The sequence below is a fragment of the Sphingomonas sp. Leaf257 genome, from assembly GCF_001422185.1.
Classification (GTDB): domain Bacteria; phylum Pseudomonadota; class Alphaproteobacteria; order Sphingomonadales; family Sphingomonadaceae; genus Sphingomonas; species Sphingomonas yabuuchiae.
In genome coordinates this window covers 134,123-148,023 of the sequence record NZ_LMMH01000034.1, presented here as the reverse complement: position 1 = coordinate 148,023, position 13,901 = coordinate 134,123, and the positions used below count along the sequence as shown (strand labels likewise).

The following is a 13,901-nucleotide window of genomic DNA, read 5'->3' as shown; positions in this document are numbered from 1 at the left end:
GCATGGCCGGTCCGTCATCGCCCCTCCACCATCGCTGGCGCGATGGTCCCCCTCCCCAAGCCAGCTTGGGGAGGAGCAGGGCTAGCTCCATGCGCTCAGCTCCAAACAAAAGGCGCCCGGACCCGTCGGTCCGGACGCCCCGCGACGTCTTTAGGGAGGGAAAGACGTCGAGCTTGCTTACGCCGCCTTGGCCTCGTCGGCCTCACCGGCGTGATGCTCCACCGCAGCGAGCGGCTGGCCCGTCTTGATCGCGATCGTCTTGGGCTTCATCGCCTCGGGCACCTCGCGGACGAGGTCGATGACGAGCAGGCCGTCGTTCAGGCGCGCATCCTCGACGAACACGAAGTCCGCCAGTTCGAAGCGCCGCTCGAACGAGCGATTGGCGATGCCGACATGCAGGAAGTTGGGCGAGCCCGCCTTGTCATCCTTCTTGCCGGTGACGAGCAGCATGTTCTGCTGCGCGGTGATCTCGATCTCGTCACGCGCGAAACCGGCCACCGCCAGGGTGATGCGGTAACGGTCGTCGGCCAGACGCTCGAGGTTGAAGGGGGGATAATTCTCCGCCGAAGCGGCCCGCGAATTGGCCTCCAGCAGATCGAACAGCCGGTCGAAGCCGATGGTCGAGCGGCGATACGGAGTTAGGTCGATACGCATGTCAAAACCTCCATAAGAAGCGAATTGAAACGGGATCGGCCGATCCACCCCGGCGCGGGGCGGGTCGACCCATCCGTGCGGCCCGATACCGGCACCGCACGCGAACCGATATGGTTCGTAAGGAATGCGCTTCAAGGGCGTTTGAGGATCGAAAAGCAAATCTTCGCTCATCCCAAGCCATGGCGGGCTTGAATGCCTACTAAAACGATGTGTGAATGGGAGATGAAATCAAAAGGGGAGCTTCCATGTCCTTGACCCTGGCCTTGATCCTGGCGGCGCAAACGGCCGACGCTGCCAATCCGCAAGCCGATCCGAATGCCGAACAGCAGACCCCCCAGACCCCCCAAGCACCTCGCGACGAAGGGCGGCTAGGCACGGCGCAGCAGGGCGGGGGCGATGTCGTCGTCACCGCGCGCCGCCGGGCCGAGACGATCCAGTCGGTGCCCATCGCCATGTCAGTGATCGGCGGCACCGCGCTGGCCGAGACGGGGACGTACAATGTCAATCGCCTGACCCAGATCCAGCCGACGCTGCAATTCTACTCGACCAACCCGCGCAACTCGGCCGCCAATATTCGCGGACTGGGCGCGCCGTTCGGGCTGACCAATGACGGGATCGAACAGGGCGTCGGCATCTATGTCGATCAGGTCTATTACAGCCGCATCGCCTCGGCGACGTTCGACTTCACCGATACCGAGCGGATCGAGGTGCTGCGCGGGCCGCAGGGCACGCTCTATGGCAAGAACACCACGGCGGGCGCGATCAACATCATCACCCGTCCGCCGAGCTTCACGCCCGAGGCGCGGGTCGAGCTGAGCGCGGGCAATTACGACTTCTTCCAGGGCAAGGCGTCGGTGTCCGGCCCGCTGGTCGACGACAAGGTGGCGCTCCGCCTGTCGACCTCGATTACCACGCGGCGCGGCACCATCTATAATACGCGTCAGCAGGAATGGCAGAACAGCCAGGACAATCTGTCGCTGCGCAGTCAGTTTCTGTGGCACGCGACACCGACGCTCGACCTGACCCTGTCGGGTGATTATGCGCGGCAGAACCCCAATTGCTGCGTCCAATATTATGCGCGGGTGGGGGCGACGCAGCGCCCGCTCAACCGGCAATATGCCGCACTGGCGGCGGCGCAGGGCTATACTGTGCCCTCGACCAATGCCTTCGATCGGCTGACCGATGTCGATACCGATCTGCGCGCCAGGCAGGAATTGGGCGGACTGTCGCTGGTCGCGAACTGGGATGTGGGGGAGGCGACGCTGACCAGCGTGTCGGCCTGGCGTTTCTGGCATTGGGACCCGTCGAACGACCGCGACTTCATCGGCCTGCCCATCACCACCGTCTCGGCTAATCCGTCGCAGCAGAGCCAGGTGACGCAGGAACTGCGCATTGCATCGAACGGCAAGCGGACGCTCGATTATGTGCTGGGTGCCTTTTATTTCTGGCAGTCGATCGACACGCAGGGGCTTCAAGTTCAGGGACCGGCGGCGAGCGCCTTCCTGCTCAACCCGACCAGTACGGGCGGTCGCAATCCGGCGACGCTGAACGGCCTGACCTCGCGCAACACGATCGGCTTTACGAACACCTCGGCCGCCCTGTTCGGCAAGTTGACCTGGCATGTCGACGATCGCCTGTCGGTGTCACCCGGCTTGCGGCTCAATTACGATCGCAAGGATGGGTCGTATCTCTCGGTGGTGACCAATGGGGCGGGTTCGACCGCGCTGACCAGCGACCAGCGCGGGGTGCTCGCGCCGCAGAATTACACGCCGTCCTTCACCAACTGGAACCTGTCGGGTGATCTGACCGTCGCCTATGAGTTCAACCCGAACGTCCATTATTATGCGACCTATGCGCGCAGCTATAAGTCGGGCGGCATCAACTTGTCCGGCCTGCCGCTCGATGCGCAGAACAACCCGATCCTGGCGACGCAGACGGTGCGGCCTGAAAAGGTCAACCATTTCGAGCTGGGACTGAAGACCCAATTCGCCGACCGCCGCGCGACCGTGAACATCGCGGGTTTCTGGACCGAGATCGGCGATTATCAGGCGACGGTGAACAACCTTCAGGTCAACGTCCTGCGCGGCTATCTGGCCAATGCGGGCCGCGTGCGGACGCGCGGGGTGGAGATCGACTCGGCCTTCCGCCCGACCAGCCGGTTCAACGTCTATGCCAATGCGGCCTTCACCGATGCGCGCTATACCCGCTTCACCAATGCGCCATGCCCGCCCGAGCTGTCGGGGGGCACCGCGCTGCCGGTAGTGAACGGCCAGATCGTCGGCACCCCTGCGGCGGCGGGCACGCCGGGCAATTCGCTGCCTTATTGCGACATCTCGGGCCAGTGGTTGCCGGGCGTCTCGCGCTGGGCCTTTTCCTATGGTGCGGAGTACGACCTGCCCGCGACTGTGGCGGGGACCGAGGGGCAATTCTATCTGGGTTATGACGGCAGCTACCGTTCCAAATTCTCGTCCAACCCGTCTCGCTCGGCCTATACCGATATCAATGGCTATAGCCTGTCCAACGTTCGTGCAGGGTTCAAGGCGCCGGGCAGCTGGAACGCCTTTGTCTGGGTGCGCAACCTGTTCGATCACAATTACTATGAATTGCTGGCGACCCAGTCGGGATCGACGGGGTTGATCGTGGGGCAGCCGGGCGATCCGCGGACCTACGGGTTCACGATTTCCAAGTCGTTTTGACGTTGGGGCCTTGCTCCTCCACCACCGGGCTGGCGCCCGGCGGTCCCCCTCCCCAAGCAAGATTGGAGAGGAATGGGCCTTCTTGATCCCCCCAAGCTTGCTTGGGGAGGGGGACCGCTCGCGTAAGCGAGTGGTGGAGGGGCAAGTCGCCCTCTGACGAATCACCCGGCCCGTCCACATTCGGTTCATCTTGATCTGGTATAGCGACAGTCCCGTGAACGGGCGCCGGGCCGGCATCTGGGGACGGAGTCTGGAAGCTCCCCGTTCCTCAGCCGGTTCCGGCGGCTTTTCGAGGGATGGCATGTGATCGTGCCGGAAATGCCAAACGCCCGGACCGTTTCCGATCCGGGCGCCTGCGTGACGATCGCTCGTCAGCCCCCTTTTCCCGCTCCCGCATCAACCTCGTTGGGTGAGCGTTGGAGCAATCCCCGAACCACGGCCGTTGCTGCCTGTGTCTCAGTAAGATTGTGGTACGTTACGGCAGGGCCGCTTGTCATCCCTCTTGCGGCATCCTTGCTACGATTGCGCCGCTTGTGTGGCGCGCGCGCAACAATGGGGCGGGTCGGCCGTTTGCCTGCGCGGACCGGGCGCGGCATTGCCAGCACCGGGTACCGCCCGTACAGCCCTTGGGCTTTTCAGTTTCTCCATGGATCGATCGGATATCAATGATCCTGTCACGCTATGAACGGATGATCGCCCGGCGCTATCTGCTGCCGGGCAAGGGAGAGGCGTTCATCTTCCTGGTCGCCTCGATCAGCCTGGTCGCGGTCATGCTGGGCGTCGCCGCGCTCGTCATCGTCATGAGCGTCATGAACGGCTTTCGCGCCGAACTGTTCGACAAGATCGTCGGTCTCAACGGCCATGCGGTGGTGCAGGGGGTGGGCGGACGCCTGCCCGACTGGCGCGACATCGTGCGTGACGCGCGCGCCACGCCCGGCGTCACCAGCGCGGTGCCGATGATCGAACAGCCATTGATGTCCAGCTATAACGGCCGGGTCGAGGCGGTGCTGGTCCGGGGCATGCGCGTCGCCGACATCCGTGGCAACTCGGCCATCCGCTCCAAGATCATCATGGGCAATCTGAACAGCGTCACACCGGGCAGCGGGCGCATCGCGATCGGCAGCCGCCTGGCCGAGGCGCTGGGCGCGCAGGTCGGCTCGGAAATCTCGCTGATCAGTCCGCAGGGGCAGACGACCCCGTTCGGCACGGTGCCGCGCATCGTCAGCTATACGGTCGGCGCCATCTTCGAGATCGGCGTGTACGACTATGACAAGGCCTATGTCATCATGCCCATCGAGGATGCGCAGACCCTGCTGCTGATGGGCGACACGGTCGGCATGGTCGAGGTGCAGACGGTCGATGCCGACCGGGTGGGCCAGATCCTGGCGCCGCTGGCGGACAAATTGGGCGGCCGGGCCGTCATCGCCGATTGGCGGACGATGAACGCCCAATTGTTCGAGGCGCTGGCGGTCGAGCGGGTGGCGATGTTCACCGTGCTGTCGATCATCATCCTGGTCGCGGTCTTCAACATCCTGTCCTCGCTGATCATGCTGGTGCGCGCAAAGACGCGCGACATCGCGATCCTGCGGACGATGGGCGCGACGCGGGGTGGCCTGATGCGCATCTTCATGACGGTGGGCACGACCATCGGCGCGCTGGGGACCGTCGCCGGGCTGGGACTTGGCGCGGTGTTCCTGTTCTATCGCCAGGGCGTGGTGAACTTCGTCCAGTTCGTGACGGGGCAGAATCTCTGGGACCCGTCGATCCGCTACCTCACCGAGCTGCCGTCCAAGACCGATCCGGTCGAGATCGTCGTGATCGCGTCGATGGCGCTCGTCTTCTCTTTCCTCGCCACGCTCTACCCCGCCTGGAAGGCGGCGAGCACGGACCCGGTTCAGGTGCTGCGCTATGAATGATCCGATCATCCGCATGGGAACGGTCGCCCAGCCCCACGCCGCCGAGCCGGTGCTGGCGACCCGCGAATTGTCGCGCAGCTTCACGCAGGGCGGCCAGACGATCGAGGTGCTGCGCGGCGTCGACCTCGCCATCGCGCCGGGCGAGATCGTGGCGCTGCTCGGGCCGTCGGGTTCGGGCAAATCGACCCTGCTCCAGGCGGTCGGCCTGCTGGAGGGCGGTTTCTCCGGCTCGATCCGCATTGCGGGCGAGGAGGTGTCGAAGCTCGACTCGCATGGCCGCACCATCGCGCGGCGCGATCATCTGGGCTTCGTCTATCAGTTCCATCACCTGCTGCCCGACTTCAACGCGATCGAGAATGTCGTCCTGCCGCAACTCGTCCAGGGCAAGCTGCCCGCCGATGCCGAGGCGCGCGCCAAGGGGCTGCTGACCGCGCTGGGGCTGGGCCACCGGCTGACCCACCGGCCGAGCCAGCTGTCGGGCGGCGAGCAGCAGCGCGTCGCCGTCGCCCGCGCACTCGCCAACCAGCCGCCTCTGGTGCTGGCCGACGAGCCGACCGGCAATCTGGACGAGCACACCTCCGAAATCGTGCTGGCCGAGTTCCTGCGGCTGGTGCGCGGCGAGGGTTCGGCGGCGCTGGTCGCGACGCATAACGAGCGGCTGGCGCTCAAGATGGACCGGGTGGTGCGCTTGCACGAAGGCCGCCTGCAATGAGCGTCTGGACCGAGACGCCCACGCTGACCGGCCGCCACGTCACGCTTCGCCCCTTTGTCGAGGCCGACCTGCCCGCTTTGGTCGAGGCGGCGCGAGAAGGCGATCTCTGGAACATCTTCTACGCCAATGTGTCGATGATGAAGAAACCCGAGCGCTGGCTGGCGGCGGCGTTGAAGGAGCGTGACGTCGGCCGCGCCCTGATCTTCACGGTCGAGACGCCGGGCGGCGAGGTGGTCGGCACCACCCGCTATATGCGGATCGCGCCGCAGCATCGACGGCTGGAGATAGGCGGCACCTTCTACGCCACCCGGGTCCAGCGGACCGGCGTCAATACCGAGGCGAAGCGGATGCTGCTGGCCCATGCCTTCGAGGTGATGAAGTGCCAGGCGATCCAGATCCGCACCGACGCACTCAACGCGCGCAGCCAGCGGGCGATCGAGCGGCTGGGCGCGAAGAAGGATGGCGTGTTGCGCGGGCATCAGGTGATGGCCGATGGGCGCATCCGCGACAGCGTCGTCTATTCGATCATCGACCGCGAATGGCCAGGCGTCCGTGCCAATCTCGACTATCTGCTGGGGAAGCACGCATGAGCGGTATAGCGGATTTCACCGTCAAGGCGGCGGACGGCTCGGCCGTCGACATGGCGCGCTATGCGGGGCGCGTGCTGCTGATCGTCAACACGGCGTCCAAATGCGGCTTCACCCCGCAATATGAGGGGCTGGAGGCGCTGCATCGCCGTTTCGAGGGGCAGGGGCTGACCATATTGGGGTTTCCGTGCAACCAGTTCGGTGCGCAGGAGCCGGGCGATGCGGCGGAGATCGCGAACTTCTGTTCGCTGACCTATGATGTCAGCTTTCCCGTCATGGCGAAGATCGACGTCAATGGCGATGACGCCGATCCGCTGTTCCAATGGTTGAAGACGGAAGCGCCGGGCGTGCTCGGGACGAAGGCGATCAAGTGGAACTTCACCAAGTTCCTGGTCGGCCGGGATGGGCAGGTGGTCGGTCGGTATGCGCCGACGACCAAGCCCGAGGATATGGTCAAGGATATCGAGGGGTTGCTTCGATAGGGCGGAACATGCGCTTCGGCCCCACTCGGCATGAACGGAGCGAGGTGATATACCCTACCTCCGTTCAGCCTGAGCGAAGTCGAAGGCCAAGGGCGGCCGTGCCCTATTGGCGGATGTCGGGGCGTGGGCTTTGACGACGCTCAGCCTGAACGGCGCTTTCCCCCTCAAATCGAAAAAGCGCTCGCACCCTTTTTGTGGTCCAGCGCCGAAGCGATGGCGGTGATCCCGCCGAACAGGAAGCTCAGCCCCAGGATGTAACCCGGCAGCGTCATCGCGCTCCATGGCAGCGTCGCCAGCACGAACAACGCGAGCAGAATGTTCAGCACCCCCAGCGCGATCATCCACCCGCGCCGCCGCCGCATCCGCGCGCCCAGCCCGATCTCCAGCGCCCCGCGCAAGCCCAGCCACACCGCCACCAGCAGCGTGATCGAGATCGCACCCGTCGCGGGCTCGAACGCCATGATCAGTCCGATGATCAGCGACACGAGGCCGAACCCGATCGCATAACCACGTCCCTCATGCCCCTTGCCGAAAATGCCTGCGCCGATCGACACCAGACCCGATGCGATCAGGAACGCCCCGATCACCAGCGTCGCGGCCAAGGTCGCCGGAACGGGAAACAGGAACGCAGCCAGTCCGAGCAGCGCCGACACGATGCCATAGGCCAAAATCCAGCCCCAACCCGCGCCGGGCCGCAAGGAGGTGGCAAAGGATCGGTCGGTATCGGTCATCGTCATTCGCCCTGATCTGGATAAACCCTTCTGTTGGCGTAACGGATCGGCTTGAGCAGTGTTCCGGCGGCCGGGTTGCGCACTGGTCGAATCACGCACGGTCGGGTAGGGATGGATGATGCATTCCGGATATGTGCCGCTTCGCATCTTTTCCTCCTTCACGATGCTCGACGGCGCGATCGATCCCAAGGCGATTGCGGCGCAGGCCAAGGCGAATGCCTTTCCCGCCGCCGGGTTGACCGATCGCAACGGCCTTTATGCCGCGATGGCCTTTTCGGACGCCGCGAAGAAGGCGGGCGTGCAGCCGGTCATCGGCACGATGCTAGGCATCGCGCGTCCCGACATGCCGGACAATGTCGGCGCGGTGGTCGATTGGATCGCGCTCTATGCGCAGGACATGACCGGTTATGACAATCTGTGCGCGCTGGTGTCGGCGGCGCATCTGGACCGCCCGATCGAACTCGCCGCGCATGTCGGCTTCGACACGTTGCAGACGTTCAGCAAGGGCCTGATCGCGTTGACCGCTGGCGGCGAGGGCGGCATCGCCCGCCTGTTCGCCGAGGGCCAGCCGGATCGGGCGAAAGCCTATGCCGACCGGCTCCAGGCGATTTTCGGCGACCGGCTCTATGTCGAACTCGCCCGCCGCGACGATCCCATCGAGATGGCGGCCGAGCAGGACCTGATCGACCTGGCCTATGACCGCGACCTTCCCCTGGTCGCGACCAACCCCTGCTGTTTCACCGATAGCGGTTTCCGCGATGCGCATGACGCCATGCTGTGCATTGCCAATTCGACCTATGTCGAAATGGACGACCGCCCCAAAAGCTGTCCCGAGGCGTGGCTCAAGCCCGCCGAGATGATGAAGCAGCTGTTCGCCGATCTACCCGAAGCGATCGAGAACACGTTGGTCGTCGCCCAGCGTTGCGCGGTGATGGCGCCGTGGCGCAAGCCCATCCTCCCCAGTCTTGCGGGCGACCGCGAGGGCGAGGCGGCGATGCTCCGCCGCGACGCGACCGCCGGCCTGAACGCCCGGCTCGACCGCATCGCCGAGCTGGAAGGGGAGGGTGAACCCGGCTGGCGCGAGGCCTATCACGAACGCCTGACGTTCGAGGTCGACATTATCATCCAGATGGGTTTCCCCGGATACTTCCTGATCGTCGCCGACTTCATCAAATGGGCCAAGGATCACGACATTCCCGTCGGTCCGGGCCGTGGTTCGGGTGCGGGCTCGGTCGTCGCCTGGGCGCTGACCATCACCGATCTCGATCCCCTGAAGCTGGGCCTTCTGTTCGAGCGCTTCCTAAACCCGGAACGCGTGTCGATGCCCGACTTCGACATCGACTTTTGCGAAACCCGGCGTGGCGAGGTCATCCGCTACGTGCAGGAGAAATACGGCCGCGATCAGGTCGCGCAGATCATCACCTTCGGTAAGCTGAAGGCGCGCGCCGTGCTCAAGGACACCGGCCGCGTGCTCCAGATGAGCTATGGCCAGGTCGACCGCCTCGCCAAGCTGGTGCCCAACCATCCGACCGACCCCTGGGACCTGAAGCGTGCGCTGAACGGCGTGCCGGAGTTGGCGAAGGAGTACGCCAACGACAACCAGGTCCGCCGCCTGCTGGATCTCGCCACCAAGCTGGAGGGCCTGCCGCGCCACTCGTCCACCCACGCCGCCGGTGTGGTGATCGGCGACCGTCCGCTGGCGCAGCTGGTGCCGCTCTATCGCGATCCGCGCTCGGACATGCCGGTCACGCAGTTCGACATGAAGTTCGTCGAGGGCGCGGGGCTGGTGAAGTTCGACTTCCTCGGCCTGAAGACCCTGTCCGTCCTGCAAAAGGCGGTGCAGCTGCTCGCCAAGCGTGGGGTCGAGGTCGATCTGGGTGCGCTCGCCTGGGATGACGAGGCGACCTATGGCCTGCTCCAGAAGGGCGACACGGTCGGCGTGTTCCAGCTGGAATCGGAAGGGATGCGGCGCACCCTGTCCGCGGTGCGCCCGACCAATTTCGGCGACATCATCGCGCTCGTGTCGCTCTATCGGCCAGGCCCGATGGACAATATCCCCAGCTTCGGTCGCCGCAAGCAGGGGACCGAGGAGATCATCTACCCGCATCCCCTGCTCGAACAGATACTGTCCGAGACCTATGGCATCTTCGTCTATCAGGAACAGGTGATGCAGGCCGCCCAGATCCTGGCGGGTTATTCGCTGGGCGGTGCCGATCTTCTCCGCCGGGCGATGGGCAAGAAGGTGAAGGCGGAGATGGACGCGCAGCGCGCCATCTTCGTGAAGGGATGCCAGGAGGTGAACGGCATCCCCGCGCAGAAGGCCAATGAGCTGTTCGACTTGATCGACAAGTTCGCAGGCTATGGCTTCAACAAAAGCCACGCGGCCGCCTATGCGCTGCTCGCCTATCAGACCGCATGGCTGAAGGCGCATCACCCGCACGAATTCTATGCCGCGTCGATGTGCTACGACATGGCGCTGACCGACAAGCTGGCCATCTTCGTCGATGACGCGCGGCGTCTGGGCGTGACGATGCTGCCGCCCTGCATCAACGCCAGCCAGGCCGAATTCGATGTCGAGCCGCATGAGGATGGCCTGGCCGTCCGCTATGCGCTGGGCGCGCTGAAGTCGGTGGGCGAAGGCGCGATGGAGAAGCTGGTCGTCGAGCGACAGGCGGGCGGTGCCTTCGCCTCGCTCGATGCGCTGGCCAAGCGGGTCGACCCGCGATTGATGAACAAGCGCCAGCTGGAGACCCTGGCCTCTGCGGGCGCCTTCGACGGGATCGAGCCGAACCGGGCGGGCGTGCATGCGGTGGCCGAAACGGTGCTCGCCATCGCCGCGCGCACCCATGAGGGGCGGACGAGCGGGCAGGGCGGCCTGTTCGGAGAAACCGAGGTGGCGGGCGACGCGATCAAGCTGCCGACCGGCACCCGCTGGACCCTGTCGCAGCGGATGGAGCAGGAAAAGGAGGCGTTCGGCTTCTATTTCTCGGCGCATCCCGTCGATCGCCATGCGCATATCGCCAAGATGCACGGCGCGCGGACCTATACCTCGCTGACCGAGCTGATAATCCCTGACGACGGGGCGCGGATCGGCGCGACCATGGCGGCGCTGGTCGAGGATGCGCGCTGGCGTACCTCGGCACGCGGCAAGCGCTACATGATGGCGCAGCTATCGGATGCGACCGGGCAGTTCCTGGCGACCTGTTTCGATGATTCGGTGGCGGCCGATCTGGAAAAGGCGGCGAAGGAGGGGCATTGCGCGCTCATCACCGTCGAGCTGGATCGCCGACCGGGCGAGGAAGCGCCGCGCGTCAGCATCAAGCGTGTCCAGCTGTTCGATGGCCTGGCCAGCACCGCCAAGTTCGTGGTGGAAGTGACGGTGACCGACAAGGTGGCGTTCAAGGCGCTGCATGCCATGTTGGACCCGCTGCGCAACGGCCGGGGCGAAGTACGGGCGCGGATCGAGGGGCAGGACGGCGATACCTTGCTGACGCTCGGGCGTAATTTCCTACTCGACGCCGAACTAGCCAGCCATATCGAGGATCTGCCGGGGGTGAAGGCGGTGGCGATGAAGTCGTCCGAAGCGCGGTTGGCCCTGGTGGGGTAAGGGCGCGCGCATCGGCCGATGAGCGGCGAACCCCGTGTCTCGTGCGAGAACGGGTGATGGTCCTATGTCATCGCGAAGGTCTTCCACCATCCAGGCGAAGGCCGAGATCCAGTTGTGCAAACGTGGGCAGCTTGTGCCAATCGCGTCGTAACTGGACCCCGGCTTTCGGTGGCCTGAGTGGACAATGGGAATCGGGTCTTCGCGGCAGCTCTCGACCTAAGCCCAGACGATATCAGCCGCCGACTTCGCGGCGATCCTGTTCCTCTTCGCCGGCCTCACCGTGATTGCCATAGCCACCGCCGGAGGTATCGGCCTCATCCTCATTGGGCAGGTTTTCCGGGCTGGTCTGTTCGGGATCGGTCATCATGGCATCTCTCCTTCCATCGCATAACGCCTTGGAGAGGCCGGACGATCCTCAGAATAGCTCACCCTGCGGGCCTCTGGGCGGACGGAACAGGCTGGTATCGAGGCGGGGCCGATCCTGGTTCAGCTCATGCAGCTTACAGGCACGGTGAAAGCGGACCCGGAGCAACTCCGCCCATGGCCCTTGCCCCTTCATCCGGGTGAAGAAATCGGGATCATTGTCCCGCCCGCCCCGCAAGGACCGGATGATCGCCATCACCTTGCCCGCCCGTTCGGGATAGTGGGTGTCGAGCCAGGCGCGGAACAGCGGGGCGACCTCGTGCGGCAGGCGTATGGGGATGAAGAAGGCGTGCCGCGCCCCCGCCTGCGCCGCGCGGGCGACGAGATGTTCGATCTCATGATCGGTGATCGCGGGAATGACGGGCGCGATCGAAACATAGGTGGGGATACCCGCCGCCGCCAGCTTCGCCACGGCCGCCAACCGTCGCTCGGGCGTGGGCGCCCGCGGCTCCACCGTCCGCGCGACCTTGGCGTCGAGCGAGGTGACCGAGAGGCAGACGGTTGCCAGCCCCTTCGCCGCCATCGGGGCCAGGATATCGACGTCGCGCACCACGCGGTCGGATTTGGTCGTGATCGCCACCGGATGATCCGTCTCCGCGAGTACCTCCAGGATCGATCGGGTGATCCGCCATTCGCTCTCGATCGGTTGATAAGGATCGGTGTTGGTGCCTAGCGCGATCGGCGCGACGCGGTAGCCGGGCTTGGCCAACTCGGCGCGAAGCAAAGTGGCGGCATCGGGCTTGGCAAACAACCGGCTCTCAAAATCCAGCCCCGGCGACAGGTCGTGATAGGCGTGGGTCGGCCGGGCAAAGCAGTAGATGCAACCATGCTCACAGCCAGCGAAAGCGTTGATCGACTGGCTGAACGGCACGTCGGGCGAGGTGTTGCGTGTCAGGATCGTTCGTGGCGTCAGGACCGTGACGCTGGTTCGCAGCGGCGGCGGCGCGCCGTCGACCAGCGACTGGGCGTCGAGCCAGTCGCCGTCCACCTCCCGCTCCGGCAGGGCGAAGCGTCGGCTCGTCGCGTTGTTGGTGGCCCCTCGGGACGCGATCTTCGACATGGCGGGAATAGAACATGAATGGAACAAATGGGCAAGCATAGGACGCTTGCTACGCCGCAGCCATTCGATCATTATCGGAACGTATTAAGAACGGAGGGTCGAATGGCGCGTCTGGAATATCTCGAATTGCCGGTCGGTGATCGGGCGGCGGCGAAGCATTTTTATGCAGAGGCGTTTGGCTGGACCTTCACCGACTTCGGGCCGGATTATGCCGCGACGATGAGCGGTGATACCGATGTCGGACTCGATGCCGCATCGGACAAGGTGAAGGCCCCGCTGCCGGTCATACGGGTCGACGATCTTGAGGCGACGCTTTCCGCCGTGGAGGCGGCGGGCGGGTCGATCGTGGTGCCGATCTTCGCTTTTCCCGGCGGTCGGCGCTTTCACTTTCGCGATGTCGACGGGCATGAACTGGCGGCGATGCAGGCGGACTGATCAGCGCTCCAGCAGGCGGGGCATCAGCTCGACGAAGTTGCAGGGACGATGGCGGCTGTCGAGCTGGTCGCGCAAGATGCCGTTCCACGCATCCTTGACCGCACCCGTCGAGCCGGGGAGTGCGAAGATATAGGTGCCGCGCGCCACACAGGCGCAGGCGCGGGACTGGATGGTCGAGGTGCCGATGGTCTGATAGCTCAGCCAGCGGAAGAGTTCGCCGAAACCGGGTATCATCTTGGTCGCAACGCGTTCGACGGCTTCGGGCGTGACGTCGCGGCCGGTGACTCCGGTGCCGCCGGTGGTCAGCACGCAGTCGATGCTGGCATCGTCGATCCAGTGGTTGAGTTGGGCGACGATCTGGTCCGCATCGTCGCGCAGGATGGTGCGATCGGCCAGTTCATGACCCGCATCGGCGAGCAGACCGGCCAGCGTATCGCCGGACCGGTCCTCGGCCAGCGAGCGGGTGTCGGATACGGTCAGCACTGCGATGCGGACAGGAGTGAAGCTGCGGGTCGTGTCGATGGGCATGGCGGAGTGAACGTCTCGGCGCGAGTTTTGGGGGCGGCTTTGGTGGTGGGGCGTAGCCTTCGACTTTGCG

12 protein-coding genes are annotated in these 13,901 nt (G+C 64.9%); 7 read left to right on the top strand and 5 right to left on the bottom strand.

Translation table 11 applies throughout. The features are described 5' to 3' along the window. Positions 1 to 177: 177 nt before the first annotated feature. A complete protein-coding gene (locus ASF14_RS16450) occupies positions 178 to 654 on the bottom strand; it encodes an Hsp20 family protein (RefSeq protein WP_056438392.1) in 477 nt (158 codons plus the stop codon). Between the two features lie 245 nt (positions 655 to 899). On the opposite strand from ASF14_RS16450, the gene ASF14_RS16445 reads away from it, so the two are divergent. The 5 genes from ASF14_RS16445 to ASF14_RS16425 all read left to right on the top strand — a co-directional run bounded on the left by ASF14_RS16445 (position 900) and on the right by ASF14_RS16425 (position 7,047). Then, positions 900 to 3,350: a TonB-dependent receptor gene (locus tag ASF14_RS16445; protein ID WP_056437526.1), complete on the top strand. Its 2,451-nt coding sequence runs from the start codon at positions 900 to 902 to the stop codon at positions 3,348 to 3,350. Positions 3,351 to 4,015: 665 nt separating this feature from the next. After that, positions 4,016 to 5,266 (top strand): lipoprotein-releasing ABC transporter permease subunit, encoded by a 1,251-nt coding sequence (locus tag ASF14_RS16440; RefSeq protein ID WP_056437522.1) that lies wholly within the window; start codon positions 4,016 to 4,018, stop codon positions 5,264 to 5,266. After that, a complete protein-coding gene (locus tag ASF14_RS16435) occupies positions 5,259 to 5,978 on the top strand; it encodes an ABC transporter ATP-binding protein (RefSeq protein WP_380773210.1) in 720 nt (239 codons plus the stop codon). Before ASF14_RS16440 ends, ASF14_RS16435 begins: the two co-directional genes overlap by 8 nt. After that, positions 5,975 to 6,568: a GNAT family N-acetyltransferase gene (locus ASF14_RS16430; RefSeq protein ID WP_056437519.1), complete on the top strand. Its 594-nt coding sequence runs from the start codon at positions 5,975 to 5,977 to the stop codon at positions 6,566 to 6,568. The genes ASF14_RS16435 and ASF14_RS16430 overlap by 4 nt, the downstream gene beginning before the upstream one ends. Beyond that, positions 6,565 to 7,047: a glutathione peroxidase gene (locus tag ASF14_RS16425; RefSeq protein ID WP_056437516.1), complete on the top strand. Its 483-nt coding sequence runs from the start codon at positions 6,565 to 6,567 to the stop codon at positions 7,045 to 7,047. The genes ASF14_RS16430 and ASF14_RS16425 overlap by 4 nt, the downstream gene beginning before the upstream one ends. Positions 7,048 to 7,211: 164 nt before the next feature. Here the strand turns inward: ASF14_RS16425 and ASF14_RS16420 are convergent, their stop codons facing one another. After that, entirely contained in the window at positions 7,212 to 7,778 is a 567-nt protein-coding gene (locus ASF14_RS16420; RefSeq protein WP_056438386.1) for an HdeD family acid-resistance protein, read from the bottom strand. 115 nt (positions 7,779 to 7,893) lie between these two features. Here ASF14_RS16420 and dnaE point away from each other — a divergent pair, with 115 nt between their 5' ends. After that, positions 7,894 to 11,385: a DNA polymerase III subunit alpha gene (dnaE, locus tag ASF14_RS16415; RefSeq protein ID WP_056437513.1), complete on the top strand. Its 3,492-nt coding sequence runs from the start codon at positions 7,894 to 7,896 to the stop codon at positions 11,383 to 11,385. Positions 11,386 to 11,617: 232 nt separating this feature from the next. On the opposite strand, the gene ASF14_RS22435 is transcribed toward dnaE, so the two are convergent. Together ASF14_RS22435 and ASF14_RS16410 are read right to left on the bottom strand one after the other, a co-directional pair. Next, positions 11,618 to 11,752, bottom strand: a complete 135-nt coding sequence (locus ASF14_RS22435) for a hypothetical protein (RefSeq protein ID WP_257787190.1) — start codon at positions 11,750 to 11,752, stop codon at positions 11,618 to 11,620. A 48-nt stretch (positions 11,753 to 11,800) separates the two neighbouring features. Next, positions 11,801 to 12,868, bottom strand: a complete 1,068-nt coding sequence (locus ASF14_RS16410) for a PA0069 family radical SAM protein (protein WP_056437510.1) — start codon at positions 12,866 to 12,868, stop codon at positions 11,801 to 11,803. Positions 12,869 to 12,970: 102 nt separating this feature from the next. Between ASF14_RS16410 and ASF14_RS16405 the strand changes: the two genes are divergently transcribed. Continuing rightward, entirely contained in the window at positions 12,971 to 13,303 is a 333-nt protein-coding gene (locus ASF14_RS16405) for a VOC family protein (protein WP_056437508.1), read from the top strand. Here ASF14_RS16405 and moaB read toward each other — a convergent pair whose 3' ends face one another. Continuing rightward, positions 13,304 to 13,831, bottom strand: a complete 528-nt coding sequence (gene moaB / locus ASF14_RS16400; protein WP_056437505.1) for a molybdenum cofactor biosynthesis protein B — start codon at positions 13,829 to 13,831, stop codon at positions 13,304 to 13,306. Between the last annotated feature and the right edge of the window lie 70 nt (positions 13,832 to 13,901).

Bases quoted from the DNA above. Each gene is read 5' to 3' on its own strand.
- ASF14_RS16425 (WP_056437516.1), top strand. From the start codon at position 6,565: ATGAGCGGTATAGCGGATTTCACCGTCAAGGCGGCGGACGGCTCGGCC.
- ASF14_RS16430 (WP_056437519.1), top strand. From the start codon at position 5,975: ATGAGCGTCTGGACCGAGACGCCCACGCTGACCGGCCGCCACGTCACG.
- ASF14_RS22435 (WP_257787190.1), bottom strand. From the start codon at position 11,752: ATGATGACCGATCCCGAACAGACCAGCCCGGAAAACCTGCCCAATGAG.
- ASF14_RS16435 (WP_380773210.1), top strand. From the start codon at position 5,259: ATGAATGATCCGATCATCCGCATGGGAACGGTCGCCCAGCCCCACGCC.
- ASF14_RS16420 (WP_056438386.1), bottom strand. From the start codon at position 7,778: ATGACCGATACCGACCGATCCTTTGCCACCTCCTTGCGGCCCGGCGCG.
- ASF14_RS16405 (WP_056437508.1), top strand. From the start codon at position 12,971: ATGGCGCGTCTGGAATATCTCGAATTGCCGGTCGGTGATCGGGCGGCG.
- dnaE (WP_056437513.1), top strand. From the start codon at position 7,894: ATGATGCATTCCGGATATGTGCCGCTTCGCATCTTTTCCTCCTTCACG.
- ASF14_RS16445 (WP_056437526.1), top strand. From the start codon at position 900: ATGTCCTTGACCCTGGCCTTGATCCTGGCGGCGCAAACGGCCGACGCT.
- ASF14_RS16450 (WP_056438392.1), bottom strand. From the start codon at position 654: ATGCGTATCGACCTAACTCCGTATCGCCGCTCGACCATCGGCTTCGAC.
- ASF14_RS16440 (WP_056437522.1), top strand. From the start codon at position 4,016: ATGATCCTGTCACGCTATGAACGGATGATCGCCCGGCGCTATCTGCTG.
- ASF14_RS16410 (WP_056437510.1), bottom strand. From the start codon at position 12,868: ATGTCGAAGATCGCGTCCCGAGGGGCCACCAACAACGCGACGAGCCGA.
- moaB (WP_056437505.1), bottom strand. From the start codon at position 13,831: ATGCCCATCGACACGACCCGCAGCTTCACTCCTGTCCGCATCGCAGTG.